This is a genomic window from Aliikangiella sp. G2MR2-5, assembly GCF_015687155.1.
In the GTDB taxonomy this organism is placed as follows: domain Bacteria; phylum Pseudomonadota; class Gammaproteobacteria; order Enterobacterales; family Kangiellaceae; genus Aliikangiella.
The window spans coordinates 212,614-238,701 of sequence record NZ_JADPQF010000005.1 but is presented as its reverse complement, the minus strand read 5'-3'; the positions used below and the strand labels follow the sequence as shown (position 1 = coordinate 238,701).

25 protein-coding genes are annotated in these 26,088 nt (G+C 41.7%); 11 read left to right on the top strand and 14 right to left on the bottom strand.

Annotated features, from left to right (window positions below):
• Window positions 1-18 precede the first annotated feature (18 nt).
• Together IYN84_RS21750 and IYN84_RS16375 are read left to right on the top strand one after the other, a co-directional pair.
• Window positions 19-1,011, top strand: a complete 993-nt coding sequence (locus IYN84_RS21750; RefSeq protein WP_210330619.1) for a methyltransferase domain-containing protein — start codon at window positions 19-21, stop codon at window positions 1,009-1,011.
• 85 nt (window positions 1,012-1,096) lie between these two features.
• On the top strand, window positions 1,097-2,758 hold the full coding sequence (locus IYN84_RS16375; protein ID WP_210330617.1) for a M28 family metallopeptidase: 1,662 nt from the start codon (window positions 1,097-1,099) through the stop codon (window positions 2,756-2,758).
• A 130-nt stretch (window positions 2,759-2,888) separates the two neighbouring features.
• On the opposite strand, the gene IYN84_RS21590 is transcribed toward IYN84_RS16375, so the two are convergent.
• The gene (locus IYN84_RS21590) at window positions 2,889-3,725 is read right to left on the bottom strand and encodes a peptidylprolyl isomerase (RefSeq protein WP_305852101.1); all 837 of its coding nucleotides are present in this window, start codon (window positions 3,723-3,725) and stop codon (window positions 2,889-2,891) included.
• A 216-nt stretch (window positions 3,726-3,941) separates the two neighbouring features.
• Between IYN84_RS21590 and IYN84_RS16365 the strand changes: the two genes are divergently transcribed.
• Window positions 3,942-5,177 carry an EAL and HDOD domain-containing protein gene (locus tag IYN84_RS16365; RefSeq protein WP_196140326.1) on the top strand — a complete coding sequence of 412 codons (1,236 nt, stop codon included), beginning with the start codon at window positions 3,942-3,944 and terminating at the stop codon, window positions 5,175-5,177.
• On the opposite strand, the gene IYN84_RS16360 is transcribed toward IYN84_RS16365, so the two are convergent.
• A complete protein-coding gene (locus IYN84_RS16360) occupies window positions 5,174-6,136 on the bottom strand; it encodes a DUF808 domain-containing protein (protein ID WP_196140325.1) in 963 nt (320 codons plus the stop codon). The two genes, IYN84_RS16365 and IYN84_RS16360, sit on opposite strands and share 4 nt — an antisense overlap.
• Before the next feature lie 233 nt (window positions 6,137-6,369).
• On the opposite strand from IYN84_RS16360, the gene trxC reads away from it, so the two are divergent.
• From trxC to IYN84_RS21745, 3 genes are all read left to right on the top strand, one after another.
• Window positions 6,370-6,822 (top strand): thioredoxin TrxC, encoded by a 453-nt coding sequence (gene trxC, locus IYN84_RS16355; protein WP_210330615.1) that lies wholly within the window; start codon window positions 6,370-6,372, stop codon window positions 6,820-6,822.
• A gap of 127 nt (window positions 6,823-6,949) precedes the next feature.
• Window positions 6,950-7,750 carry a DUF4097 family beta strand repeat-containing protein gene (locus IYN84_RS16350; protein ID WP_196140324.1) on the top strand — a complete coding sequence of 267 codons (801 nt, stop codon included), beginning with the start codon at window positions 6,950-6,952 and terminating at the stop codon, window positions 7,748-7,750.
• A gap of 319 nt (window positions 7,751-8,069) precedes the next feature.
• Entirely contained in the window at window positions 8,070-9,674 is a 1,605-nt protein-coding gene (locus tag IYN84_RS21745) for a GGDEF domain-containing protein (protein ID WP_196140323.1), read from the top strand.
• Between the two features lie 43 nt (window positions 9,675-9,717).
• Here IYN84_RS21745 and IYN84_RS16340 read toward each other — a convergent pair whose 3' ends face one another.
• Together IYN84_RS16340 and IYN84_RS16335 are read right to left on the bottom strand one after the other, a co-directional pair.
• Window positions 9,718-10,050 carry a PilZ domain-containing protein gene (locus IYN84_RS16340; RefSeq protein ID WP_196140322.1) on the bottom strand — a complete coding sequence of 111 codons (333 nt, stop codon included), beginning with the start codon at window positions 10,048-10,050 and terminating at the stop codon, window positions 9,718-9,720.
• 143 nt (window positions 10,051-10,193) lie between these two features.
• Entirely contained in the window at window positions 10,194-11,096 is a 903-nt protein-coding gene (locus IYN84_RS16335; RefSeq protein WP_196140321.1) for a recombination-associated protein RdgC, read from the bottom strand.
• Window positions 11,097-11,390: 294 nt separating this feature from the next.
• Here IYN84_RS16335 and IYN84_RS16330 point away from each other — a divergent pair, with 294 nt between their 5' ends.
• The gene (locus IYN84_RS16330) at window positions 11,391-11,918 is read left to right on the top strand and encodes a phosphatase PAP2 family protein (RefSeq protein WP_196140320.1); all 528 of its coding nucleotides are present in this window, start codon (window positions 11,391-11,393) and stop codon (window positions 11,916-11,918) included.
• Window positions 11,919-11,942: 24 nt separating this feature from the next.
• Window positions 11,943-13,001, top strand: coding sequence for a glycosyltransferase family protein (locus IYN84_RS16325; protein ID WP_196140319.1), 1,059 nt, complete (start codon window positions 11,943-11,945; stop codon window positions 12,999-13,001).
• 15 nt (window positions 13,002-13,016) lie between these two features.
• Here IYN84_RS16325 and IYN84_RS16320 read toward each other — a convergent pair whose 3' ends face one another.
• Together IYN84_RS16320 and IYN84_RS16315 are read right to left on the bottom strand one after the other, a co-directional pair.
• Window positions 13,017-14,279: a flavohemoglobin expression-modulating QEGLA motif protein gene (locus tag IYN84_RS16320; RefSeq protein WP_196140318.1), complete on the bottom strand. Its 1,263-nt coding sequence runs from the start codon at window positions 14,277-14,279 to the stop codon at window positions 13,017-13,019.
• Window positions 14,280-14,334: 55 nt separating this feature from the next.
• Complete coding sequence (locus IYN84_RS16315; protein WP_196140317.1) at window positions 14,335-14,934, bottom strand: GNAT family N-acetyltransferase; 600 nt, start codon at window positions 14,932-14,934, stop codon at window positions 14,335-14,337.
• A gap of 468 nt (window positions 14,935-15,402) precedes the next feature.
• Here IYN84_RS16315 and IYN84_RS16310 point away from each other — a divergent pair, with 468 nt between their 5' ends.
• A complete protein-coding gene (locus IYN84_RS16310; protein WP_196140316.1) occupies window positions 15,403-15,915 on the top strand; it encodes an aminoacyl-tRNA deacylase in 513 nt (170 codons plus the stop codon).
• 52 nt (window positions 15,916-15,967) lie between these two features.
• On the opposite strand, the gene IYN84_RS16305 is transcribed toward IYN84_RS16310, so the two are convergent.
• The 3 genes from IYN84_RS16305 to IYN84_RS16295 all read right to left on the bottom strand — a co-directional run bounded on the left by IYN84_RS16305 (window position 15,968) and on the right by IYN84_RS16295 (window position 19,832).
• Window positions 15,968-16,897, bottom strand: coding sequence for a sensor domain-containing diguanylate cyclase (locus tag IYN84_RS16305; RefSeq protein WP_196140315.1), 930 nt, complete (start codon window positions 16,895-16,897; stop codon window positions 15,968-15,970).
• 191 nt (window positions 16,898-17,088) lie between these two features.
• Complete coding sequence (locus IYN84_RS16300; protein ID WP_196140314.1) at window positions 17,089-17,523, bottom strand: DUF3293 domain-containing protein; 435 nt, start codon at window positions 17,521-17,523, stop codon at window positions 17,089-17,091.
• 128 nt (window positions 17,524-17,651) lie between these two features.
• Complete coding sequence (locus IYN84_RS16295; RefSeq protein ID WP_196140313.1) at window positions 17,652-19,832, bottom strand: acetate--CoA ligase family protein; 2,181 nt, start codon at window positions 19,830-19,832, stop codon at window positions 17,652-17,654.
• Between the two features lie 303 nt (window positions 19,833-20,135).
• Here IYN84_RS16295 and IYN84_RS16290 point away from each other — a divergent pair, with 303 nt between their 5' ends.
• Both IYN84_RS16290 and IYN84_RS16285 read left to right on the top strand, forming a co-directional pair.
• Entirely contained in the window at window positions 20,136-20,945 is an 810-nt protein-coding gene (locus IYN84_RS16290; RefSeq protein ID WP_196140312.1) for an ABC transporter substrate-binding protein, read from the top strand.
• 111 nt (window positions 20,946-21,056) lie between these two features.
• Window positions 21,057-22,208: a putative metal-binding motif-containing protein gene (locus tag IYN84_RS16285; protein WP_196140311.1), complete on the top strand. Its 1,152-nt coding sequence runs from the start codon at window positions 21,057-21,059 to the stop codon at window positions 22,206-22,208.
• Between the two features lie 346 nt (window positions 22,209-22,554).
• Here IYN84_RS16285 and IYN84_RS16280 read toward each other — a convergent pair whose 3' ends face one another.
• The 5 genes from IYN84_RS16280 to IYN84_RS16260 all read right to left on the bottom strand — a co-directional run bounded on the left by IYN84_RS16280 (window position 22,555) and on the right by IYN84_RS16260 (window position 26,002).
• Window positions 22,555-22,908 (bottom strand): hypothetical protein, encoded by a 354-nt coding sequence (locus IYN84_RS16280; RefSeq protein ID WP_196140310.1) that lies wholly within the window; start codon window positions 22,906-22,908, stop codon window positions 22,555-22,557.
• A gap of 97 nt (window positions 22,909-23,005) precedes the next feature.
• Window positions 23,006-23,314, bottom strand: a complete 309-nt coding sequence (locus IYN84_RS16275) for a hypothetical protein (protein WP_196140309.1) — start codon at window positions 23,312-23,314, stop codon at window positions 23,006-23,008.
• A 408-nt stretch (window positions 23,315-23,722) separates the two neighbouring features.
• A complete protein-coding gene (locus IYN84_RS16270; RefSeq protein WP_196140308.1) occupies window positions 23,723-24,376 on the bottom strand; it encodes a DUF2625 family protein in 654 nt (217 codons plus the stop codon).
• 128 nt (window positions 24,377-24,504) lie between these two features.
• Window positions 24,505-24,780 carry a hypothetical protein gene (locus IYN84_RS16265; protein WP_196140307.1) on the bottom strand — a complete coding sequence of 92 codons (276 nt, stop codon included), beginning with the start codon at window positions 24,778-24,780 and terminating at the stop codon, window positions 24,505-24,507.
• Between the two features lie 244 nt (window positions 24,781-25,024).
• On the bottom strand, window positions 25,025-26,002 hold the full coding sequence (locus IYN84_RS16260; RefSeq protein WP_196140306.1) for a transcription factor IIS helical bundle-like domain-containing protein: 978 nt from the start codon (window positions 26,000-26,002) through the stop codon (window positions 25,025-25,027).
• Window positions 26,003-26,088 lie beyond the last annotated feature (86 nt).

The following is a 26,088-nucleotide window of genomic DNA, read 5'->3' as shown; positions in this document are numbered from 1 at the left end:
ACCTCCGGCCAGTAGAGGGTGCAAGAAGCAGTAACCACCAATATTCACAACTTCAAGAACCGACTGATACAAGCAGAAGTCAACAGGTTAAAACGATTCCCTCGCGAACTTGACTTGCGAGCATTGAAAAATCACGGTTTAATGTTGCTTTTCAAGGCCAAAAGAGCGAACAAAATGATGATAAAAAGACACTTTAGCATGGCACTTAAAACTGCTGCCTTCCTTTCTATATCTTTTGCAACCATGAATGCAAATGCGTTTGCTGATACGAAACTCAAGCAAGTCATTGCTGGAGAGCATAGAACAGAAAGTTACGCAGCCAGAGATAAATACCGCCACCCTCAGGAAACACTGGAGTTTTTTGGCATTAGAGACGATATGACTGTTGTAGAAATATCGCCTGGCGGCGGTTGGTACAGTGAAATCCTCGCTCCATACCTCAAGGAAAATGGGCTATACATTGCCGCAGGTTATGATCCGAAATCGGACATGGAATATTTTGCGAATAACGCTAAAAAGTATGCGAAAAAACTTGCTGACAACCCGGCTATATACGGAAAAACAAAGCTTTCCATCATGCAGGCTCCTGACCACCTCGATTTTGCGAAGCCTGCTTCGGCTGATATGGTTCTGACCTTCAGAAATACTCATAACTGGCACTCCAGAGGTCATTCCGAAGCAGTATTTAAAGCAATATTTAAAGCGCTTAAACCTGGTGGAGTGCTCGGCCTGGTACAGCATAGAGCTGGTCATAAATATCCCGAAGATACTAGTGGAAAGTTTGGTTATTTGAAAGAGTCTGACGTTATCAAACTTGCTGAAAGTGTTGGTTTTAAATTAGTTGCTAAATCAGATATTAATGCCAACCCGAAGGATCAGCGAAACTATGAAAAAGGAGTGTGGACTCTGCCGCCAGTATATAGTCTTGGTGAAAAAGACAAAGCAAAGTACGCGGCAATTGGTGAAAGTGACCGCATGACCCTGAAATTTGCCAAACCAGCGGCAAAATAACTACTTCAATATAAAAGCAAAGTCGCCAAAGGCTTTGCTTTTATCCAGAAAATTCTCAGTTCAGTCGCCCGAAAGGAGCATAGATTTGATCAATATCCGTAATAAAATGGCTGGCGCACTCGCATTTATTAGCTTGTGTGCATCTGTCAACGCTTCTAATGATGGAAGCTTTGATAAAGCTTATGATTCGTTTGACTTAAACACACTAAAACAAAATATAAAGACCCTGTCTTCCGACAAGTTTGCCGGGCGTGCACCTGGTACCCCTGGCGGAAAAATGACCACTGAACTGCTGGTTAATGGCTTTAAACAACTCGGACTAACTCCCGGCAACGGTGGTTCTTATCTTCAACCGGTACCACTAATGTCAATTACCAGCGAACCGTCCCAAGGTCTGCAGATAGGGGACATCCAGTTTGACTACCTGAAAAATTATGTTGCAACCTCCAGAAAACCCGAAACAACCATCGGTCTTAAAGATTCTGAGCTGGTATTCGTGGGATATGGCATCAATGCGCCTGAATATGACTGGAATGATTATGAGGGAGTTGATGTAAAAGGAAAAACTGTAGTGGTGCTGGTCAATGACCCCGGTTATGCCACTCAGGATCCCAAACTCTTCAACGGAAATACCATGACTTACTATGGTCGCTGGATATACAAGTATGAGGAAGCAGCTCGCCAGGGAGCCGCGGGAGCTATTATTGTTCATGAAACCAAACCAGCCAGCTATGGCTGGAATGTGATTGAAACCGGATGGTCCGGAGCGCAATACCACTTGCCTGCAAGTGAGGTGAATGAGCCCGCGATCGATGTCGAAATGTGGATCAGTCTGGATAAAGCCGAAGCGCTCTTTGCCAAAGCCGGACTTCCATTTGAAAAAGCTAAATCAATGGCCAAAAAGAAAGGCTTTAAAGCTATACCGCTTAAGCAAACTGCCAGTATCACTTTAAAAAATAGAGTAGAGCAAACCCGTTCTAACAATGTTATAGCGACACTCAAAGGCAGTGAAAACCCTGATGAACATATTATTTATATGGCCCACTGGGATCATCTGGGAACGGTTGAGATTGACGGTGAAACCCGAATCTATAACGGCGCTCACGATAATGCCTCAGGTACTGCCGGACTACTGGAAATCGCACGAGCTTTTACCAAATTGAAAGAGCAACCCAGACGCTCTATCACCTTGATTGCCGTTACCGCGGAAGAACAGGGACGTCTCGGTTCACGCTATTTTGCCAACCATCCTGTTTTTCCTCTTAACAAGATCGTCGGTCTGGTTAATATGGATAGCCTAAATATCACCGGTTTAAAAAGCGATGTCAGGGTTGTTGGTTTTGGCAAGTCAGAACTTGAGGAAGTTTTGGCAAAAGCAGCTAAACGACAAAACCGCGATCTAACACCGGAAACTACTCCTGAGCGTGGCTACTACTATCGTTCTGACCACTTTAGCCTTGCCAAAAAAGGCGTTCCCGGACTAAGCGCGGGTGGAGGAACCAAACCGTTAAATGAAGATCAGGCTGCACTGGCTCAGAAAGTTGCCAGGAAAATCAGTAGTTGCTATCACCAGGTTTGTGATGTCTACAGCGAAGATTGGGGTTGGCAGGGGATGATCGCAGATTTGCAAATGTATTTTGAAATAGGTTACTTGCTGGCGAACAGTAGTGATTGGCCAAACTGGTATGAAGGTACCGAGTTCAAGACTGCACGAGATGCCATGATGAAAGAAACTCAAAGTAAATAGCACATTTCAAACGAGGGTTTATCCTTGTAAAGCAAAAAGAAGGGCGCCAACGGCGCCCTTCTTCATTCTACTCAGCCTTACCACTATAAAAGCAGGCTGATTGTAGATAATCCGCAATAGTAGCCCGCTTCTAGCTCTTTTTATCTTCCACCTGAATAATAGCACTGATAATTTTAACCGGTGCTTTTGTTCGGCCCATAGGACTTCCCAACTGCTCAATTTTTTGGAGCGTGTCTTTACCTTCCACTAGCTCACCAAATACAGTATGACGGCCGTTCAGGTGTGGAGTCGGTTTAAAAGTGATAAAAAACTGACTGCCATCAGTCCCGGGGCCGGCATTTGCCATGCTTAATATACCCGCCTTATCATGCTTTGCATCGACATGGAATTCACCGTTATATTTATATCCCGGGCCGCCAGTTCCGTCCCCGTTCGGATCTCCTCCCTGAGCCATAAAGCCGCTAATTACTCGATGGAATCGAAGGTCATCATAAAATCCGAGCATCGATAAATAAATGGTGCTGGATACGTGCATAGGCGCGACTTCAGGCATAAACCGAATTCTCATATTGCCCTGACTGGTACGCAAAATCCAAAAGTAGTCTTTATCCTGACTAAATCTGAGCTTAGGTGGCATAGGAAGATTAAACTTCCAGCTAACATAGGACTTATCGACTTGTTGTTTGGCAATAAACTCCTTCGCCGCCTCTATCGCAGGATCTTCTTTAGGACCGCCACAACTTGCAAGGATTGCGACTCCTAATAAGAGCGATATAGAAAACAGTATTCTCTTCAAGATAATTGAAAGTTTCATATGATATCCCATTAATAAAGTAACTATGCATTGTTCAATCATTTGGGCACTCGGCCCAGCATAGGTATCAAGCATGACTTGGAGGCCAATCATAATGCCACAAACAACATTAAATTCAATCACTTCATTCGTTGAAGAAAAGGTTAGCCCCATTTTCAGATATTGAGACTTTCCAACCTGGACAAATAAAAAACACTATTAGACAAGATGAACTTATGGCAGATTTTCGACATAGCTCGGAAAACTGACAAATTTAAACTAAACTCATATTTATTGATAGCTCTTCAACTTATCGCTCAAGCTTTCTCACAAATTGACGATAAACCTTTTGTCGCTAACAAAAACATAACCTACTAGAATCAAATGCCTATGGAATCAAATTGCACTGATATTCTTTTTGCAAGACAACCTATTTTTGATGGCAATAACAAGCTATATGGCTACGAACTGCTTTACAGAAACCTGCATCCGGATGCTGCCATATTCGAAGATGGAAACAAGGCCTCCAGTGAACTATTAATCAACTACTGTGGAGGCATCCTGAATGATGAAGAAGCTCCTTATGTTAAGGTCTTCATCAATCTTACACGACGACTGCTTCTTTCAGACTTTTTCCTACCGGTTCATCCCAGTCGGCTGGTGGTCGAAATCGTTGAAGACACATTTATAGATAAGCTTTTGCTCGACAGGATTAAGCAACTCAGACAGAAAGGATTTCAGTTTGCTCTTGATGACTACGCATTCGACAATAGCTTTGACGAACTTTTACCTCTGCTAGATTATATTAAAATTGACTTGATGATTACCGACAAGGATGAGCTAAAATCCCAAATGCAACGATTGGAGCATGATGTATTGGTAAACCTGGAACAACGACCTTCATTTCTTGCCGAAAAAGTTGAAACACAAGCTATTCATGAATTCTGCAGAGACATTGGATTTGAACTTTTTCAAGGTTACTTTCTGGAAAAGCCGCAATTGGTTTACGGAAAAAAGATATCCAACAGTTCCGAAATAGCACTTCAAATTGTTGCCCAATTACAAGATCCAGAGATAACCATTGACGCTCTTAGCCACTCTATCTCTCGCGACACCAATTTAAGCTATCAGATACTTAAAATAATCAATAGTCCCCTTTGTCGGTTACCCAGAAAAGTGAATAGTCTTAAGGAAGCGGTTGTTTTTCTCGGTCTGAATCAAATAAAAAAATGGTCTATGGCAATGGTTCTTGCCGGTAATTCAGGGTCATCAACCGAACTCTTCAGAATATTATTAACCCGTGCTCGTGCATGTGAAATCTTTGCAGAAAATAAAGGCTATGAAAACCCGGACAGTTTTTTTACGGTAGGTTTATTCTCTGCGATTGATGCAGTTATGATGGCTGACAAAAAGTGGCTGATCGAAAAGCTGGATTTAGCGGAGGATATTAATCGGGCCATATTGAAAGAAGAAGGAAAAAAAGGCGAAGTGCTTAAGTATGTTATGGCTCTGGAAATGGGTAACTGGGAAATGAGCCAGAAAATGTCCGATGAAGACAATATCGAACTTTTCTCGGCTCATGAGCACGCAATTAACTGGGCAAATCAGTTATGTAAAATGATTTAGTCGGCCTTTGAGATTTTCTGCTTTTTAGGCAATATTTTTTGTATACTATTCACAAGCAACAGAACCACTCCTCCGGCAACTATGCCAAATAAAGCTTCTGCGATCATAGCTGAAACAACAGCCAAAAATGCACCGCCAATAGTCAATTGGTTAACCCATTCTTCCAGATGATGGATTAATTCTTCAACAGGTGCAATTCCATGAATTAGAATACTTCCACCAACCAGGAACATTGCAATAGTTCCGGCAACGGATAATAACTTCATGAGTAAAGGAGCAAAAGACAGCAATCCCCTGCCCAACATGCGCTTGAATTTACCAACGAAGCCATCGGTCTTTTCCTTAATCAAATAAAAACCAGCATCATCCAGTTTAACAATTCCAGCAACCAGCCCATAAACCCCTACCGTCATCACTGCAGCTATCCCGGACACCACTGCAACCTGCATCCCAAAGGCAGCATCTTTTACAGTTCCCAGAGCAATAACAATAATTTCAGCGGACAAGATAAAATCAGTTCGAATCGCTCCTTTTATTTTGTTTTTTTCAAACTCCACCATATCAAGGTTGGGGTCTTTTAGCGCATCCATAATGGCTTCTTTCTGGGCGTTATCCTCATCTTTATGCAGAAAGTGGTGGGCAACTTTTTCAAACCCTTCAAAACATAAATAAGCGCCTCCCAACATCAATAAAGGGAGAATGAGCCAGGGAATAACCGCGCTAATAGCTAATGCAGCAGGAACCAAAATCAGCTTATTCTTAAAAGACCCTTTGGCCACAGCCCAGACAACAGGAATTTCGCGTTCAGCTCTTACCCCGGAAACCTGCTCTGCGTTAAGCGCCAGATCATCTCCCAGTACCCCCGCAGTTTTCTTCGCGGCAACTTTGCTGAGAATAGCAACATCATCCAGCACAGTCGCGATATCATCAATTAATGCAAGTAAACTTGAGCCAGCCATAGAACTCCTTCTTTTCTACTATTTTTGGGGCGTGTAAACCGCACTATCCTATCGGGATTTTCAATGGCAAACAAGCGCTATAAGAATAACGCTTGAACCCTGTAGCTTATTGACTCTATGATTAACCAATTGTGAAGGCTTATAATCGGCCACAACTTAAGACTTGAAGTTCTGAAGAGAACAAAGCCTGCTCCTCTAGACTATTGATTTTAACACTCAAAAGACAAAAATCTGTGAAAAATATAGACGACAAAATACGACTGGTTTGCGGTCAATGTAATACAGTAAATCAATTTCCGGCGAGCCGCCTCGATGAGACTCCTATTTGCGCACAGTGCAAAGAAAAACTATTTCAAGGAGTACCAATTAACGTCAACGCAGAAGGTCTTGCTCGCCATTTAAGGCATTCTGGGCTCCCGGTGCTGGTGGATTTTTGGGCGCCCTGGTGCGGCCCCTGTATCCAGTTTGCACCAGCTTATGAAAAATTTGCCTCACTGGTTGGTAATCAGCTTCGGTTGCTCAAAGTAGACACTCAGCAAAATCAGCAAGTTTCAGTAGATTTTAACATTCGCTCGATTCCGACTCTGGCGTTATTTAGAGGAGGACGTGAAATCGGCCGCCTATCCGGGGCACTGCCCCTACCCCAGCTACAACAGTGGGTTATTGAGCAACTGACAAACAATTGAAGGTATATTGTTCATATTTGTTCATATTTTGTTACATCGATTTTTTAAGCCATTTTAAACCTCTTTGCTGATTCCTTCGTCAATGATTGCAAACACCAGAAAATTCCAATAACAGGAGATTTTAATAATGGCTTCAGCAAACAACAATTCTCAACTAAATAAATCGGGTTCTCTAAAAGGAAAAGCGGTTATCGCTTCTAGCTTGTTACTAGCGGCCTCCTACGCAGTTCAAGCAGAAGTAACTGACACCATTAGTAAAACCTATAATTTTGATAGTAATGGTCGTATTCATCTTGAGAATGTGAATGGCGATGTTACTATCAAGGCATGTGGCTGCGATCAGGTGACTTTAAATGCAAATATCAAGGCATCTAGCCAGGAAATGCGTGATCGCATCACCATCGATATCAGTGCTTCTAAAAATCTTTTAAAAGTAAAAACCAAGTATAAAGAAAACCGCGGCAGTTCCTGGAACAATCAAAGTTCCGAAGTTCACTACACTTTATCGGTCCCTGACAATGTAAAGCTTAAAGACATCGAACTGGTTAATGGCGACCTGACCATTAATGGTGTTACTGGAGAACTACACGCAGAATTAGTTAATGGCAGCATCAAAAGTGACGGTATGACCGCCTCCACCAACATCGATATGGTTAACGGTGACATAAACCTAAGTTTTAACGATATATCCAATGCTGAAAATATTGAACTGGAGTCAGTTAACGGCGATATCGAAGTCTCACTACCAGCCGATGCCAGTATTGATGTTGAGGCGGAAACCGTTAGCGGAACCTTAAGTAATGAGTTCGGTATAGAAGTCATCAAGCATAAATACGTGGGTAGCGAAATGCGCGGTAAAACTGGTAATGGCGACTTAAGAATTGAAATGAATAACGTTAATGGTCGAATCAAGTTAAAGCAAATATAGTAAAATCCAGAACAACTAAAGTCTGCAAGCGAAGCCTCCCCGAATGCGGCGGAGGCTTCGCTTTCTTAAGACATACAAGAAAACATAGCAAAAAAAAGACACACGCGGAACTATCAATTATTCCTTGTTCAGCTCGGAGTTTTCTTAGGGCATTCCACTTAAACCAGCTCCTATTCTCCTATTTAATTCATTTTCTTATAAAAAAACTTAATTTAATCCCATAACCAATCACAAATATCTCATTAAATAATATTAATCTATACTTTACAGGTATCAATATTCAACTGCATAGGCAATACATAAAATAAGTGATCTATCTGTGAATCAAGTACCTACTATCGCCCGGATTTTATTCGTCTTACTCTTTGGCACGCTTTTCGCCCTGCCAACTCAAGCATCGCCGGACAAAAAACGTGTTCTGGTGCTGCATTCTTATCATCAGGGCTTTCACTGGACTGATCGAATAATGGCTGGTATTAACGAAGTTTTAACTGAGCAGGATAACATTGAGCTATTTGTTAATTACATGGACACCAAAAGACGTTCTGATACAGAGTATTTTAGGCTGCTGAAAAAACTATATTTCCAGAAGTACCAGCTGTTCAAATTTGACCTTATCATTTCTTCCGACGATCATGCGCTCGACTTCCTTCTCAAGTATAGAGATGAGTTATTTCCAGATACTCCTGTCGTATTCTCTGGCCTGAATGATTACTACCCCGGCCGATTGAATTCGCAAAATAACTTTACTGGTATTTATGAGTCTTATGACGTACTCGGTACGCTGGAGTTAATGAGGAGTCTTCATCCGCAAACAGAAAAGATTTGGGCTATTACAGACAATACTCGCTCAGGAAACATATTCAAATCACTAATCGAGGACGCAGAAAAATCTTTCTCGGCCAACGTCCAGATCGAGTATCTACACGATCTGCCAGAACTAGAACTAGTCAAAAAACTAGAAACTTTGCCGGAAAACTCTTTGGTCCTTTGGGCGATTTATTTACGCATGCATTCAGGTACGACCTTAAGCAGTAAAGAAAGTGTTCGCCTGGTAAGCAACCACAGTCGATTTCCAACATACTGTATCTGGGATGTCGTTGGTCAGGGCGTTGTTGGAGGAAAAATTACCAGTCCCAATTTTCAGGGGGAAATGGCGGCAAAAATCGGTCTCCAAATTATTAATGGAAAAGCCATTGAGCAGATCGCAGTAAAAGGAAGCCCGCTGGTTAATATCTTTGACTATAGGGTTCTACAGAAATTTGAAATTTCTATGGAAAAGATTCCCGAAAATAGTATTGTTCTTAACCGGCCCGAATCTCTATATGAAAAATACAAACGTTATTTTGTGCTTTATGGATTGTTTACTCTATTGCTTTTACTGACTATTTTTTTTCTCGTTGCTGTAATTTTTCTAAAGAGAAAAAATGCTGAATTTGAAGGCAAAGCAATGCACGATCCTTTAACTGGATTGTACAATCGTTACTACCTTGATGAAGTGGTCTGTCAAAAATTTTCTGAATCGGTACGTCATCAATCGGCACTTTCTCTTATGCTACTGGATATCGATCATTTTAAGAAAGTCAATGATACCTACGGACACCTGACTGGTGATGTAGTACTCAAGCAGGTTGCACAACTGCTAAGTAAGAATAGTCGCTCGGAAGACATAGTTACCCGAATTGGAGGAGAAGAATTTGTCATCATCCTTGATCACTGCGACTTAAATAAAGCATGTGAAAAAGCCGAGCAATTAAGAAAAGATGTTGAGACTTTGAAGCCTGCTAATATTGATACAACCATCAGCATCGGAGTTTCACAACTCAAGCCTCTAGGCGAAACCCTCAACCAGCTTTTAGCCCGAGCGGATAAAGCAGTCTACCAGGCTAAGAAATCAGGCAGAAATCGTATTTGTGCCGCTTAAGGTAGTACGCATTATTTTAAGCAAATGCGTCAAGCCCCATTCATTAGCCAAACAATCCTTGCCACTCAACCATGTCTTTCGAGTCATCTGAAAGTTCGATACCGGCAAGATGCTCATTTTCTGTAGTTACTGTCACCCACTTAACTTTGCCGCTCAGGTTATAGTCAGTTTTGTTAGCCTTCATGTGAACGGTCATCTCGACCTCACTACCAAGGTCAATTGGGTGGTCCCCATGTAGACGCACACCTCTAAGCGAAAAATCTCGTGAACTGCAATCAAAGACCTCTGCCGATGTTGGGTGTCCATCGGTTACTACATCAACTTTTACGTGCTCTTGTTTAGGCAAACGGGTGTGTTGCCTTCTCTCTTCAACCATTCAAATATCTCCGCATATCACGATTTTGCAACAGGCCCTGAAAAACAGGGCTCCCCTTTGAATATTGTAGCTGCTGAAACTGCAATTTGCGTAATTCTTTATCTGTCTCCAGGCCGCACCGGAAGACGCATCGACTCAATAAATCAAGCCGCTGTTTGCACCGAGAAAAGAGAGATAACCTCTCCGATGAAGTCTTTAAGCGTACGAGTCATCAAAGCAAAATCTGCGTCAAACTTTACCAGTTCATCTTCTCCGTCTACATCTTCGTTCTCAGCCAACAATTCATCAGTAAACTTCAGTTGCTTGATCACCAGATCTTGCTGCAACACTGCACGCATCAATCCTTTGTATCTCACTCCCAGTTTGTTAACTTGATAACCATCTTCCATCAAATCATTGATAACGATGTTTTCTGACTCGTTATCCTTAAACTTCGCCACGCGCTCATCTTTCGGATCTTTCAATTCATAGTCACCGGTAAGCTCCCAGCCTTCAGGCAAACCATCTGTTAACCATTGATTAAGGATCATACCTGGACTATCTTCAGGAATAAGCTTAACTGCACCAAAGGATCCTATGGACTCAACCATGAGCTCATAGATTAAATCTGCGACTTTATCGCTGCCGGCATTGAGAACCAGATAGCCGTTTTTGGTATCAATATAAGCATAGATATGCGTTGAGCGAGTTAACGCTCGGGGTAGCATTTGAGCAACAATTTCTTCCTTAAGCGATTGTTTTTCCTTAGAAAATACTTTTCGGCCTGTATCCTCTTCGATAATTGCCACTTTTTCTTCTAGCGCTTCTTTCACCGCGCTTGGGGGTATCACTTTTTGTTCCCGACGCATACAAATCAATATGCAGCCTGCGGCGGCATGGACCAGATAATCTTTACTACGATGAATGGGAGAAACCCACCCCACACTCTCCTCAGCCATTTTGCCACAAGACTGGAAGCGCTTTTCGTCCAGCTTGTCTGCAAGTTCCTCAGGAGATAGTTCAAATTGGCTTGTTAATCGGTATAAATGTAAATTCTTAAACCACATGGGCTCGCTACGCCTTCTAATAAAGTTTCATTTTTGCGGCCGGCTATTATGCCGCAAAATTCGCAACAAGTGCCAAGCAAATCAAAGAAAAGAAGTTAACTTGTTGATTTTACGGAAATCATTTATATCGCTTCCAGACTCCACCGTCTAACACATTTGCTCTTTTGTCACACCAGTATCACTATGCGGTCATTTTTTGGTCATTTTTTGGTCATTTTTTGGTCATTTTTTTCCAGCAAACTCTATATCGAATGAAGGCTAAGTTAAAAAGTAACGGTTATAGGCTGATTAGCTATGAACTTACTAAAAACAAGAGTTCAACAAGTCGATACTGAGTTGTTTATTTGGTGTCAGAAGAAGTTTTGCAGAAGAAGCTTCTATCCAATTGTCAGAGCAGTTTCCGCCAGTGGCGATGGATGGCTGTATGCGGTAATTGCTTGTGGCATGCTGACAACTAACAGTGCTATCGGGTTTGAGTTTTTTATGGCTTGCTTATTCGGCTTTTCGCTTGAAGTACCGATTTATATATTTTTGAAAAACAAGTTCAAAAGAAATCGACCCGCAGATACACTCCAGGGATTTATCGCGAAAATAAAGCCATCCGACAAATTCAGTTTTCCGTCAGGTCACACCGCAGCAGCCTTCGTAATGCTGGTACAAATTGGCATATTCTGTCCTTCATTTGCTTTGTTAGCGTCCATTTGGGCTTGCGCAATTGGCATCTCTCGCATTGCGCTTGGCGTCCATTTTCCAGGAGACATACTAGCCGGCGCTCTGGTGGGAACGCTATGCGGTTTTATTGCTTACGGCCTTGCCGTGTAAATTGTCACAGGATAAAAAGTACTTTTGAAAAAGATTCTTTATGCAGTTCAAGCAACAGGAAATGGACACATCACTCGCGCCAGACTAATGGCCGAAGTATTTAAAAAGCTCGGGCTCACTGTTGACTGGGTTTTTACTGGTCGAGCAAAAGATGAACTTTTTGATATGGAGCCATTTGGTGACTTCAGATGTTTTCAAGGACTTACCTTTAATATTCGTCAGGGCCGCATTGCTTATGTTGCAACTGCTGTTAACAATAATATTTTTCGGTTTATTCGCGACATACTCGATTTTAGTTTTGATGGCTACGACCTTGTTATCAACGACTTTGAGCCGGTAACCGCCTGGGCAGCAAAACGACAAGGAATAAAAACCATTGGCTTATCGCACCAGATGGCTTTTCATAAGACGATCCCGGTAGCCGGTCGAAACTGGTTGGCAGAAAAAATATTAAAAAATTTTGCTCCTGTCGATATGCCCATAGGTTTACACTGGAGTGACTTTAATCAGTCAATGCTACCACCAATTATCGATAATCGAGCAGGAGTAGCTAGTCGTAACCTTAACAAGGTTTTAGTCTATTTCCCGTTTTGCGATGTAAACAAATTGATAAACTGGTTCGCTCCGTTTGAAAACATTGAATTTCATATTTTTCATGGAACCAATCGATCGAGCGATTACTCCAATATTCACTTGCATCATTTTTCGCGTCATCACTTTCAAAGAAAACAACAGGAATGTGGTTCGATCATCACTGGCGCAGGATTCGAGCTTCCAAGCGAAGCAATTCAGATGGGACACAAACTAATGGTACTCCCGCTTGCTGGTCAAATGGAGCAACAGTCCAATGCTCTGGCTCTCGCTCAAATTGATCGAGCGATGGTCGTCAATCAATTCAATCATGAGGAACTAAAGCTATGGTTGCAAAAAGCTCAACCCAATCCAAAAAAATATCCAGACGTCGCCTTAGAGTTGGCGAAATGGCTTGTCAGTCGCAAAAAAGAATCATTAGAAAGCTTAAGCAAAAGACTCTGGGCAGAGTTTCACTTAAATGAGTACGACAAAAGTACTCAAGTCGCCTGACGTATTTAATGAATATTATACGAGCTCAGATAACAATGCCCCGTAATGCTCATTAACGTTAGTCATATCGACTGAATTTAGGAATGATGAATAAGAAAGATAACTTAACAAAAACCGGAGATCACCCGCCCAGTCTGGCAGGTACATTGGTTCGGCACATAGGCCTATCTGTTTAAGCTTATTAACTACGACAATATCATCAAGACACATGCGTCCGGAAAAGAGCAAGGGTATAAACTGACTTTTTTTATTCATTACCGCAGCTCTTAGAAAATTATGGACTCTCAACAAACCGTCCAGGTAAACAATATCTTTTGTAAATGGCGCTCCACCAGAAACGACACCCCCACGAAAAACCCGACGAGCATTCTCAAAAGATTGCTCGGGATTATCGGTATGCTCTAAAAAGTAACGGTAAACATCTATAAAAGTTGCATCATCCAGTGCCATCTGGATAGCAATCACACGATGCGCGAGTCTGGCGAATCGATCAATATCCATATTGCCAGTTATAAATTCAGCGAATACTGCTAACCCTTCTTGAGTTTTTGTTGTTCTCGGCAATACACTACCCAGAATTCCAAGATTATCAGGATGCTTGCCGTTAAGCAGTGTGGCAACATGTATATTGATTTCATGTTCAACTAACTGCAAAACATCATTATCCGTAAAGCATGCATTCCGCCTGATTCTTACGCGCTCAGAACCAGCGAGGGCATTCGCGGAAAGGCTATCAACAATAACTATTTCTGGCGCCTTGTCGCCAAACTTTTTAACCGCTTCCTGCATTTTTTCTGCAACAGTAGATGCCAACACACAGGCAGGAGGAGGTTCGCCAAGAAAAAGTCCTTCCATTGGTTGAATTAGCTGCAGCATTTGTGAAGCCAGAGCAAAAGAAGTCGACTTCTCATCGCGAAGTTTTTGCATTGGATAACCATAAACTTTTCGCGAGTAGTAAGAAAAAGACTCCGTTCCCAGACAAGCCAGCATTCTCACGCTATTTTCAACTGACTCAATGTTATCAATTATCCAGGGGTCAAATCGGGAGCCATTAAGTAAGTTCCGACATTCTTCAAGGGCTCTCAGTTTCTCATCTGAAGAGTATGCTTCATATTCAACAAGAGGCAAACGCTGACAACCTGAATTGAAAAACTCTTCCTTTACGCTTTCTGGCCAGGCTAGCCGCGTTAGTATATTGAGGTCATTTGCAATTTCACTCAGTTGATTAGATATTTCAACCAGATATTGCTTTTCTTCAACAGAGTAACTATCCATCATTTAGTAAAAATAAACCAGCTCAACAAAAATATGATCAGCGGCTTGTTTGCAAGACTCATCCAAAAACAGATAGATAGTTTGCACTATCAAACAAAAGAAATTCCTGAGCCTGAGCTCTTCCATCTGCACACCGCTTTTCTCTTGAATATCCTTCCTGGCTCACAAACCCCATATTTTTAAGGCTTTTGATAGAAGGAATATTCTCCTGACTTACATAACAGTAGACATTACTTAATTCTAGCAAATCAAAAGCGATCCCAAGTAAAATTTTTTTGGCAAAAAAGTTAAGATGCTTATTTTGATACTGCGGAAGAAACCAGGTTCCTGTTTCAGCGCCTCTCATTTTCCCGATAGATTTTAGTCTGGTAAAACCCGCTATTTTGCCTTCTTTTTGTTCTCGAATGACAAAGCTCAAACTATCCCGTCTTGCCAAAGCGCGATCAAAGTACTGTCGAAATACCGATGAAGATGTTTTAGGATATCTTGAAAATCTCCATATTTCTTGAGCACAACCTTTGTCGTAAAGCGATTCAATGGAGTCTGTATCAGGAATCTCTAGTACTATTGGGGTTGATTTAAAGGCACTTCGGGTTAAGTATTCTGCGACCGAAAGCTTAAACGGCTCAGACTCCCAAAACAAAGTTTGATTCTTCAAGAAATAGTTACCAGACGGAGAAGATACTAACAACTATAACGAATCAGGTTGAGCGCACCAATTAAATGTTTTTAATCCTAAAGGTAAAGATTATTTGTGAAGGACGGAAGTTTCCCTGTTTGCAATGACGATCAGCTTTACACCATCAAGTACGTAGTGAGTTTTTTCGAACCGGAGGTAAGCTTCTCAAACTTCTCTAGATGTCACTTTCCTGGCAACGATTGTTACCTGAACTTCAGCTAAATCTCTCATATCGACAGCTTTTACATTACCTTGTGCACTAATCAAATACGCACTAAAAACAACTGGTTATCAGCAGTGTATTTATGTTGCGCTGAAAAGAAAAATATCAGAGCATAATTAAAGGGAGCCTTGTTCACCCAAGCTGTAATGTGTTCTAACAAAGGCTTGTAAATCAACTTGCGGCAATACATCTTAATTGTGCCGCTACTCAAGCAGGAAATCGTTATGTACACACTTAGTCCTCTCGAATATCTGGATTCACTATTGATTGACTATAATCTGATCCCTCATAAAAGTGCGTTTACAGCACAAGAGACAGCAGAAAAAGCCCATATAAAAGGAGAACAATTAAGTAAAGTTATTATTGTTGGCAGTGGTCAGAAAATGAGTATGGTGGTAGTGCCGGCCAACTATCTATTATTGCAAACCGATCTGGCCAGACTGCTTAAATCACCGGACTTAACGATAGTCCCAGAACACCTATTCGCTGATCGTTTTCCTGAATGTGAAATAGGAGCTATGCCGCCGTTTGGTAAACTCTACAATATGAATGTTTTTCTGGCCAAAGAACTTGCTAACAAAGAATTTATTACATTTAACGCTGGAAGCCATTCCTTATTGGTGAAAATGCATACTCGAGACTTTATTGATATTTCTGAAGCCCGAGTCATTTCCGTTGGCTATAGACCTTTAGCGCGCACAGGAAAACGGCATGCAGCTTCTCTTAGAAGTCGCTAGTTAGCGTTCTACATTTCGATGCGCAGACCCTGTTAAGAGACCTTAAGATGATCTAGTAGAAAGAGATATGGCCAGAGCCTTTCTCTTTTGAACGATACATCGCATCATCTGCATCTCGTAGAATTCGCTTAGCTTTTTGATGTTTGCATGGTAATAAACGGACGCCTATACTCGCCTCGCACTCTACCCGAATGTTATCAATGATAATGGGCTCAGACAATTTATCCAGCAATACTCTGGCAGCATCTGTACAGTGTTGAATGACGCTATTTTCATCGCCATTGATCATCGATAGCACTACCACAAACTCATCTCCGGCAAGCCGACAGACAAAATCATCTATTCGTACATTCAACTTTAGTCTTTTAGCGACTTCCACCAAAACATCGTCGCCGAACCCGTGACTGTACTTGTCATTTATCGCTTTGAAATCATCTAGGTCGATGAAAAAGACCGCACTCTTTTGATTGTGGCGACGACAGCGAGCATTTTCTTCCTCTAGCCGTTCATCCAATACTCTGCGATTAGGTAAATTAGTTAGTGGATCGTAAAATGCCATCCGTCGCAGGTTTTCTTCTTTTTTGACCTGCTCGGTGATATCTCGGGCAAACCAGAGAACGGCTTCATCGATATGATCGGGGTGTTCAAAAGGGATTACACCGGCTTCAAAAGTGCAGAGACCGCTGGGTACTTCCAGCTGGTATACGACGTTTACATTGCATTTTTTTTTGAGGCATTCGGTAATAGTTGCCAATACAAATTCCGACTTATCTTCAGGCATCACATTGGAAACATAGTTCCCGATCAACTCCTTGGAGCGACGAACCATCAGGTTTTCCGGCGCGCCAAAGACTTCCAGATACTTGCCGTCACGGGTAATTAAAAATGCCAGTTCAGGGAGTGCGTTGAGTACACTTTTAAGGGCTTCTCCCCCCAAGCGCTTAAATTGCTCGTCTTGTAACTTGACCTTAGATTGATTCATTCAACGCCTCGCCTTCACTTTCCCTAATTCAGCGTAAAGATCACAACAATGAGTATGGAACTATTGGCTCAAGTGCCGCAATAATTATTATTCAAGAATTGAGATACTAATATAGCGCAAGTTGAGTGTTATTGTACCGCGGCGGCTCTAATTATTCGAAAATCTTTCAATCGTCCAGACTATTAGTATGATTATTGATTATTGATTGTTTCGACCACGGCTACCCTCAGTTCAGGCTCTGCCTGATATTCAATCCAGACTACCGCTTTTTGCTGATATTTTCTTGCCAGACACAAGGCATGTGACAAATCCATGTTGGGCACCAACAGACTCTCTTCTTCAGGCCAGATATGCTCTGCATCTGTCGAGTAGCCTTTCAGGTAGCAATACCCCTGCGATAGTAATTCGCGGACTAGTTTGGATTGGCGTTGGCAATTATCCAATGGCGTTAAAATTTGACTATGCGGGTTATGCGCTGTTATGAAAACAGCCGTGTTGAATCCATTTTTTTCTAACCATAAATCCAGTTCGGGGCAAAGCTTACCAATCTCGAAACGAAGACTGATTTCGCTATCCTCAATAAAGTAATGTGCGCTCTCATAGGCTTCTAGAACGGGATCGTTCATCGGCTTACCTTGTTTGAAAATATCTTATATCCGAAAGCATACTTTCATAGTGACATATAACCGACTAGAACAACAACCTGAATGTACAGACATCAGAATACATGGTAAAACGCGACTCAATTGATGTGTCAGCGACTTCGTTTTAACACGTTGATACCCAAAACCCCCATATCCATACCATCAAATACAGGAAACCCCTGTTTTTCGAAGACAGCTTTATAAGCCTGATATGGAACGCCGGCATCGATAACGACACCAATTAAACGGCCACTGTATTCCGCCAGCTTTTTCAACTTGCTAGCAAACTCTTCGGCCTGATTAAGTTGATGAGTATCAAGCTGTTCGGATAATGGGACTAGACCCAACATGACGATACCGGCCCCAAACTCTATCATCGATTGCACGCAATCAAAGTAGGCTGCCTCATCGGCCATTGGCGTCAAGTCCAACGGGTTGGCAGGAGCAGCCAGCCCATCCAGATTATGCCTGGCAAGCACTTTACGAAGTTGGTTCTGGTTATTCTGGTTTAACTCGTAGAGTCGTCCGGAATCGTTATCTCCCAAAATATCGACGCTACCTACAGTCTCATATCCTGCATTGGTCACTATTGCGAGCTTACCAAGAGTATGTAATTCAGGGTATGCTGCCATCCATTTGAACACTGCATTGAATTGATTAAAAGACTCAACCAACACCGCCCCAGCTTTTTGTAATAATCGTTTTTGAACATGGTAATCGCCAGTCATCGCACCTGTGTGTCCGGCAGCTGCTGCCTGACCCAAGGCCGAGCGGCCACCTTTGTAAATCACAACATGACGATTTTCACTTCTGAACTGTTTCACCAGTTTCGCCAAAGCACACACATCCCCCTCAACAAAGCCTTCAACATAGATACCCAAAACCTTGATGCTGCGATCTCTTGCCATTAGTGCCATAAAGTCTGACAACTTCATATCGAGCTGATTGCCGATCGAAAAACCATATTTGAGGCTCAAATTAGAATGACGCGACAACCGCGTAATAAGAAACGCGCCGCTTTGACTAATAAGCGCCACCTGAGATTCGGGATCAAAATTGACATTAAGCTTTCGCTGTGGAATAAACAGGCTGTTGAGCCTGAGCGGAGCTAAAAGCATTCCCAGTCCATTGGGACCAACGATAGCCGGACACCATCGCTTCTCTTTGCGACGAGAATTGAGCAGGGTTTCCAGTCTTTCACCGTACCGATTTTGATCGGCACCATCGCCAATTCCACCAGCTACGATATAGACAACCTCTGCGCCACCTCCCTGCTCACAAAGTGATTCAATCATATCAACCGAGCTGGCGGCAGGTAGTGCCAGGATGAGGATATCGACCGGATCTTGTTTGAGCGCTGTGATATCGGCAATACAGCGTATTCCGGCCAAAGAATCCACTCCTGGCTTAATGATTACCAGATCATCATCAGATAGTTTCGATTGGCGAACATTTTCCAGAATTAATCCGCCAACATTCCCGGGTTTTGCGGAAACCCCTGCTATTGCAATTTTTCTCGGATTAAGAAAGCTATCATCCTGCATTGGGACAGGACACGGCTCAATGTGAGGTTCACTGCTTTTTTGGCCTACCCCGTCGAGTGCAATAAACTCGCCTTCTCCATCAACCACAAAGGGATTGATTTCAATCAGAGAGATATCCTCGTCGGCCATCACCAGATCCAGGCGCCACAATTTATTTAAAAACTCCAATAACTGTGCTCTGCTAGTTAAGGCGACTTCTTGTCTGACCTTTCCTAACAGGATCTTGCCTAACCAATGTTCTTCAAGTTCTTCCAGAGCTTCTAACGGCGAATAGACTGATGTTGGCCACACCAGTAAAGACTGCTTTAACTCTCTGGCCCAGGCTTCAGTCAGTAAGCCTCCGAAGCCTAAACTTATAACAGCGCCGCAACATTTGTCTCTCTGTAAACTGACAAAAATTTCGCTCGGCGCATTAGAAGCTTTTCTGAAAGCTACTTTTTCTGTCATCAGGATGCCACGCCAGTCAAACTTTTTCGAAACCTCACTATTCATTTCATCAATAATGTTTTGGCACTTTTCTGGCTCATATGAAGTAAATTTTAGTGCGCCATTGTCCGATTTATGCCACAGTTCATCCGCCATTCCCTTAAGCAGGATCTCCTCATTCAGGGCAAATCCAGCCTTTTTTATCGCGGACTCATTTTGAATTAAATCACTTTTTTCGATAAATATATGCTTGGGTGTTTTAAGCTCAACCCTGGAAAGTAACTGATACACCTGATTTTCACTAACAAAGGATTGGGCCATATTAATCACTCTTTTCAACTTTCAGATACCTGCAGCTCAATAAGCCAGACACAAAAAACCAGCTTAGAATTTTATGTAAATAGTGAGTAGATACCGCTGACCTGGATCAACCCTCGCTGCTTCTTGCGATAATTTCGCCAATACTTTCATTGAAGTCATTGATTTCATTGTTTTTTCAATTTTTTTTACTATTATCAATAAATGGTAATAGGACTCTCAAAAGCAACCAGTTTTGGTAGCCAATTAGATTGTTCCTGTTTATTGGGTTCGAAAATATCCCTCAAGAAGCGAAGTAGTAAAATAATGGAAAAGCCGCAAATTGACTTCAAATTATCCGGATTGATTTTCGTCCTGGTAGTCTTCTCCGTTACAAATATCGCTCTAGCTAGTGAAAGACAGCCGCCCACCGTGTCCAATAAGTCTTTAGAAAAGAAGGATCAGAACTGCGTACTTCATTATGGTTTTACTGAATGGAAACCTTTGCAATATGTTAATGCCCAGGGCAAACCAACAGGAACACAGTTCCTGCTAACCCAAAATGTAGTAAAAGCTCTTGGATGCGAATTAAAAATTACTTTCGGTCCTTGGGATAGCCACATCAGAAATATTAAAAATGGAAGTCTCGACTTCTTGTCCAATGCAACTTTCAGTGAAGAACGAAATGAGTTTGCACTTTTTTCCGAGCCCTACCGTAAAGATGAATTTGCCATTTTTGTTCGTCAGGAAGATATTCAGAAATATAAAAATAAATCACTGACCGAACTAATGGAGTCTGGATTCCGACTTGGAGTTGGTGAGAACTATGTTTACGGCAAAAGAATTAGCGATATCATCAACAATCCTAAATATACATCCCAGCTGCCGGGAGTTTATTATTTAGAGGAAAATATTGAAAAACTTAATCGAGGTGAAATTGACGGATTACTCGATGATCCACTTGTTATATCTTATAAGATGAGAACTAAAGAAATTCCCTATAAACTCATTTCACTCAAAATAAAAGCATTTGGCGCACCAGTGAGTTTTATGTTTAGCCGCAAAAATTTTGATGAATCCTTTATGGAAAAATTTAACGCAGTACTCAAAAAGACTAGTGAGAACAAAGAGTACTAGAATAACACCTTCTATCTATCTAACCTCTGAAAGATTCTTAACAGTTAACACATTTGTCGAATAAATTGTGGTAAATTGACTACATTCTTAATTCGCTAAAGGTAGCTGGTTATGTCCATAGTCAAAGCACGCCAGAATTCTCAGTCTGTTTTGTTGTTAATTAAAAGCATTTTTTTTATTTTTCTGGTAGCGTCTTCACAGCTAAATGCAAAAGAACAGGTATTAGATGGAGTCAAATACCCGCAAGGTAAAAAGTCATTCGCTGATCGCGTAACTCACTTTTATCCGGGCAACCCCCAAGCTGATAAAAAGTTTCGCAATAAAAAAGAGGTACTTGGCAAGCCAGATTTTCAAAGCAAGAATAACAAAAATATGGTATCGCTTGGTTGTCGTGGCAGTATCACTGTTGAGTTTACCAATAACGTTTTGGCTGACGATGTTGGTGCTGACCTTTATGTTGTAGAGGTTGGTCCGGCAATTGAGGATGTTACGATAGAAATCTCCGAAAATGGAAGAAACTGGGTCAATCTTGGCAGGCTCAAGCAAACGGGAAAAAAAATTGATCTTAAAGGTAAAGCCAAGCCTAGAACCGCGTATCGATTTGTAAAGCTAACAGATTTAGGAAATCGATGTGATTCAGAAACCATGGGCGCAGATATTGATGCTATCGCTACTTTAAACAGACCTATTGAACAAATTCCGGCGACTTTGGCCACCACCCAGATAGCTACCAGCTCAATAGCAACCATTAGAAATGAGCAATGCGTCACCGCCGATGCAGATGGCGACGGAATCGATTCGATAGCTTGTGGAGGTTCGGATTGTGATGATAATGATCCTAACCGTTATCCTGGCAATGTCGAAGTCGCTGACGGACGAGGACATGATGAAGACTGCGACCCATCGACTCATGGCGGACGAGATCTTGATGGAGACGGATTCGAAAGCGCCACCGCTTTCAATCTTGATGCAGGTGGCACAAGAATTTCCGGACTGGACTGTGATGATACAAGAGCAGATGTAAATCCTGCTACAAGTGAAGTCTGCGATGGTATTGATAATAACTGCGATGGTGTGATCGATGAAGGTGTTAAAATAGAATATTTTCAGGACAAAGATAGAGATCTGTTTGGCAACCCCAAAATACGTCGCATGGCCTGCCCTACAACTGAATATTTTGATGGTTCACACTGGGTAAGGAATAAAGAAGACTGTGATGATAAAAATGTTAAAATCAATCCAATATCGGGTGGGTGTAATTAATTTTTTAGCGTCAGGACTTGAGCTTGCAGATCTCGAATCAAGTCTTGATTTTACCTAACACCAGGAGTTGCATCTATTCCAAAATCAACCTCAGTTTTAAAGAGGCAACTATAAAGCGGTCATTACTGAAACATTTTACTTAGTCGCTAAGCGGCCAGAACCGGACTTTATCGACTGGCTATAACTGCGATTTAATTGACTCTGCCCCTGATTATTTGACCCTGGTTATCCTTCTGATCTATTCATGAATCACAGTTTCTTCACTCGACGTTTTAAGTTGATAAAAATTAAAGTTTCAACCCAAGAGTCAACTGCTAGTCTTCGCCAATCTTTAGTTATTCATTGTTCACTCAACAAGCAACTTAAGCTTAAAATCATTATAAATAGCCGATGATTCTTTTCCTACATCTACCCCCACCATTTCGGGCTTGAAAGTGAGCTCTCCAGAAACAAAGTTAACTGATACATCTACTTTACCTTCATCTGAAGAAGTAATTAGAATGGAGTATGTATATTCGCTGTAACCGGGAAGCGATATAGTAGCTTTGGTTTCTTCGCCTTCTTTCACATTCGCCTGAGGCTGAGCGATTAACTTATCCTTGTGAAATATTTTCATGTTTACTTCAAATGAATTCGCCCCATAGGCGTAACTAGACGCTATAAAACTAGCGATTATAAATATCATACTTTTAATTTTCATTTTGATGGCCTTTTAATTGATAGATTTGATTCGGTTAACGCCTAAGTAAGTTGAGCAGCGTTTTTTGCTGCTTCAATTTTCATTGCCTTGTTAACTTCTAACGTTTTCCTGTTACTTGAAGGTCTAATGCGGTTTCCCAGACTCGGTTGGAGAATCTATTTGTTCCCCATGTGCTTTGAGGCGGAACATAATCATTAAAGCTTCCCATCCCACCATAAACCGATCTAATACTAGAAGAAAGATCATTTAGCTGAGACTGCTCATATCCGTTTTCGAGGAACCAACAAGTTTTCTCAAGACTTCGTTCAAAGTGATTTAGCCAATTACATCCTTCGTCTTCTCGAAGAACGCTTAATAGTTTTTCTAATTCCCGCTTAAGAGCTTCGAGTTGTGATGTCCTGTCCATATGCAGTTAACGCCGCCATAAAACGCGAACGTCTTTTGTGAGTCGATGCAATCGCTGTTTGCTTGCGTATTTTTTTATGGTCTTGTTAGGTTTATGAAACTGGATAATGCCCAGACAATAAAATGAGTGAAAAAATCGAACAACTAAGAACAAACCAACCTAATGCCAACTCTTTGAGTAGCTTACCTGAAAGATTTGCCGAAGTGCCACTCTCAAGGCGATTTCTTACACTATGCCAAGCGAAAGCAGCAACATGAAAAAGACTTGCCAAAAAAGTTGCAGCAACAATACCAGTACAAAAATACAGAAATAACACCATCTGAACTAGCCTCCAATTTTTTCTATGAATAAACCTAACGCTTATTTGAATAGTGAGGCGTTTTCCGCCGAATCAATTTCTAAGACTTGTTACGTATTAGCTTCGAATAATTGACGACTAATATCCAGTCTTAAATCAAACTCTTCTTTTACAGGCAGAACCTTTCGAGTACTGCCTTCTATACTCCCTTGGTCAGTCCAAAGAAAAGGATAAAAACTGAAGCAATCATCTCCATTCAAATCTGCAGTATCTTTCTGCCAATTGTCCCATCTTAAGGCTTGGTAGAAATCAGCTAATTGCTCGGAAAGACTCCACTGAAGAAAATCTGTATACCCAATTTCAAGAGCTTCCCATTCAGCAGTATCGGGCGCCCAATAATATATCATCCCTAGGTCATCACCTAAGCCACCACCATTAATAGCAAAGAATCCACCAACAGCATCATCCGCAACTAAACAAAATTCATTTGCCCTTCCTTCATTCCAAGAAGAAAGATTCCTAGATAGTTTGGGATGCCCTGAGCCGATGAAACGTAACCATCCATAATCGATCAAAAGCCCACCAGTATCATAAATCATTGCACCCATAGGCGAACGCGTTGTGATCTGCATTTTTTCTAGCACAGTTTCATTCTGGTCTGATGGAGGCAATAATTCCCAGCTATTTTTCGCTGACTCAAGAAATTCTTTAATAAGAATTATTCCAGGCTCTTCTTTATTTATAAGTTCTTCGAGTGTCTTCATATTAGTGTACGTAACGCTTTAGTAAAATGCGCCGCCAGGCGTCATTTTGACTAATTTGTTATGTGAAATATATCTCTAAACCAAACTTTCGACCCAATAGTACCCTCAGCTATTACCCTGGAAAGGGTTTATATGCTACCACCCACCACAAAATAACCATCACCTTCAGGATGCTCGACTGTATCAATACCATTTGCACCCAGGAAACCTTGCTCAAAAAGTTTAGAGATATCTAGGCCTTTGCTTTCTCCATCGGAACAGGACATTTTAATAATTTCATCCTCTACAACTATCTGAGGAACATGAGCTACGAACGTAGCATTCTCAATAACATTGCCATCGCCGTCATCATCATAATACTTACCGGGACTAATACTTACCGGGACAATACTTACCGGGACCAATACTTACCGGGACAGCCAAGTTAATAACAACTCCATACTCAATACTTACCGGGACAGCCAAGTTAATAACAACTCCATACTAACAAATACAATCAATGCAGACGAGTCCTGAATTTAGAGTTACAGATAGTGGCTGTAAAAATTAGACAACGAAGTAGTGGGAGATTTATTATCTATCGGCTTTCGGACGATGCTGGTTCTCACCAACAACGATGATTAACTTTCAGAAGTGATTTTTGTTAGATTAAGTGAAAACCTTTTGCGCAATGGCTTTGCCTCTGACTCGCCGATAACCAAGCTTTTCGAAATAGTGAGTTAGAACGCTGGGTGAGCCTATTGCCGTTAGCCCGGATAAATCATCTTTTCTTTTCATTAGATTGATAAATTCATCGCTTTGCAAGTTGAGTCGATTCAAAATGGGTGGTGTCGCTTCGTCGATATATCCCCGCTTGCCAGGCAAAATCGCTCTACCTAGCCAGTCAACCAACTCCAGGTAATCGGCCTCAGTAAAATGGATAGCATTTTTATGCCTTTGTTCCGATTGAGTAAGTTCAATAAGTGGAACAGGTAAAGTATGATTTGAATTCAGCGACTGTTTGATTCGTTGCTGGATGGAAGTATAGTCTGATTGCTCTGCCGTCTTGGCCATTTCGGCACGGATGGGATTTAGGTCAACGTAACTCATAGCGGTAACTACTGCGCCTTCATCAAGCAGGGGTTGAGATTTAAATCGCCCTTCCCAGAACCTGCCTTTGCAGTTATCTTCTTTGTTAGCTTCTCTGGCCAGATATTCATTCAATCCACGCATAAACCAGGAAATATCCATTAGGCGGTTTCGCCATTCTTCGATGATATCTTGGGCAACTTGAGCAATACCTTCGCTTTGTGGATTTTTTTGATATTGTTTAACGACTTCGGGGATTTGGTAAAGACGCTTCCAGCGCTTGATAATATTGGCTTCGCTCCACTCTCTGGCTTGCGCGACATTCACTCGAAGCACTAAATGATAGTGGTTGGACATAATCGCGTAGCTACAAACTTCAATGGCGAAGGATTTCACTTGATAGGCGATTCTTTCTACTATCCAATCGCGTCGGTGTTCGTAGTTTCGACCGGAATATTTGTCTTCTCCGCAAAGAAAAGCGCGGCGGACGCACCGAGCGGTGCAGTGATAATAAGGAGTCGCCTCTAAATCAATGATGCTTTCACGAGCGCGAGTCATGTTGGAAATCCCTTTCGATAAGCACTTAAATAAACACTACTCAGACAAGCACACCAAGTCAAATCGAATTTGAGATATTTTCTTAA

What these genes read in the sequence shown, in the direction of transcription:
- IYN84_RS16285 (WP_196140311.1), top strand. Translation starts at nt 21,057, where the DNA reads ATGTCCATAGTCAAAGCACGCCAGAATTCTCAGTCTGTTTTGTTGTTA.
- IYN84_RS16330 (WP_196140320.1), top strand. Translation starts at nt 11,391, where the DNA reads ATGAACTTACTAAAAACAAGAGTTCAACAAGTCGATACTGAGTTGTTT.
- IYN84_RS16365 (WP_196140326.1), top strand. Translation starts at nt 3,942, where the DNA reads ATGGAATCAAATTGCACTGATATTCTTTTTGCAAGACAACCTATTTTT.
- IYN84_RS16320 (WP_196140318.1), bottom strand. Translation starts at nt 14,279, where the DNA reads ATGATGGATAGTTACTCTGTTGAAGAAAAGCAATATCTGGTTGAAATA.
- IYN84_RS16280 (WP_196140310.1), bottom strand. Translation starts at nt 22,908, where the DNA reads ATGAAAATTAAAAGTATGATATTTATAATCGCTAGTTTTATAGCGTCT.
- IYN84_RS16310 (WP_196140316.1), top strand. Translation starts at nt 15,403, where the DNA reads ATGTACACACTTAGTCCTCTCGAATATCTGGATTCACTATTGATTGAC.
- IYN84_RS16260 (WP_196140306.1), bottom strand. Translation starts at nt 26,002, where the DNA reads ATGACTCGCGCTCGTGAAAGCATCATTGATTTAGAGGCGACTCCTTAT.
- IYN84_RS16360 (WP_196140325.1), bottom strand. Translation starts at nt 6,136, where the DNA reads ATGGCTGGCTCAAGTTTACTTGCATTAATTGATGATATCGCGACTGTG.
- IYN84_RS16290 (WP_196140312.1), top strand. Translation starts at nt 20,136, where the DNA reads ATGGAAAAGCCGCAAATTGACTTCAAATTATCCGGATTGATTTTCGTC.
- IYN84_RS16340 (WP_196140322.1), bottom strand. Translation starts at nt 10,050, where the DNA reads ATGGTTGAAGAGAGAAGGCAACACACCCGTTTGCCTAAACAAGAGCAC.
- IYN84_RS16300 (WP_196140314.1), bottom strand. Translation starts at nt 17,523, where the DNA reads ATGAACGATCCCGTTCTAGAAGCCTATGAGAGCGCACATTACTTTATT.
- IYN84_RS16335 (WP_196140321.1), bottom strand. Translation starts at nt 11,096, where the DNA reads ATGTGGTTTAAGAATTTACATTTATACCGATTAACAAGCCAATTTGAA.
- IYN84_RS16305 (WP_196140315.1), bottom strand. Translation starts at nt 16,897, where the DNA reads ATGAATCAATCTAAGGTCAAGTTACAAGACGAGCAATTTAAGCGCTTG.
- IYN84_RS16295 (WP_196140313.1), bottom strand. Translation starts at nt 19,832, where the DNA reads ATGGCCCAATCCTTTGTTAGTGAAAATCAGGTGTATCAGTTACTTTCC.
- IYN84_RS16350 (WP_196140324.1), top strand. Translation starts at nt 6,950, where the DNA reads ATGGCTTCAGCAAACAACAATTCTCAACTAAATAAATCGGGTTCTCTA.
- IYN84_RS21590 (WP_305852101.1), bottom strand. Translation starts at nt 3,725, where the DNA reads ATGGGGCTAACCTTTTCTTCAACGAATGAAGTGATTGAATTTAATGTT.
- IYN84_RS16270 (WP_196140308.1), bottom strand. Translation starts at nt 24,376, where the DNA reads ATGAAGACACTCGAAGAACTTATAAATAAAGAAGAGCCTGGAATAATT.
- IYN84_RS16275 (WP_196140309.1), bottom strand. Translation starts at nt 23,314, where the DNA reads ATGGACAGGACATCACAACTCGAAGCTCTTAAGCGGGAATTAGAAAAA.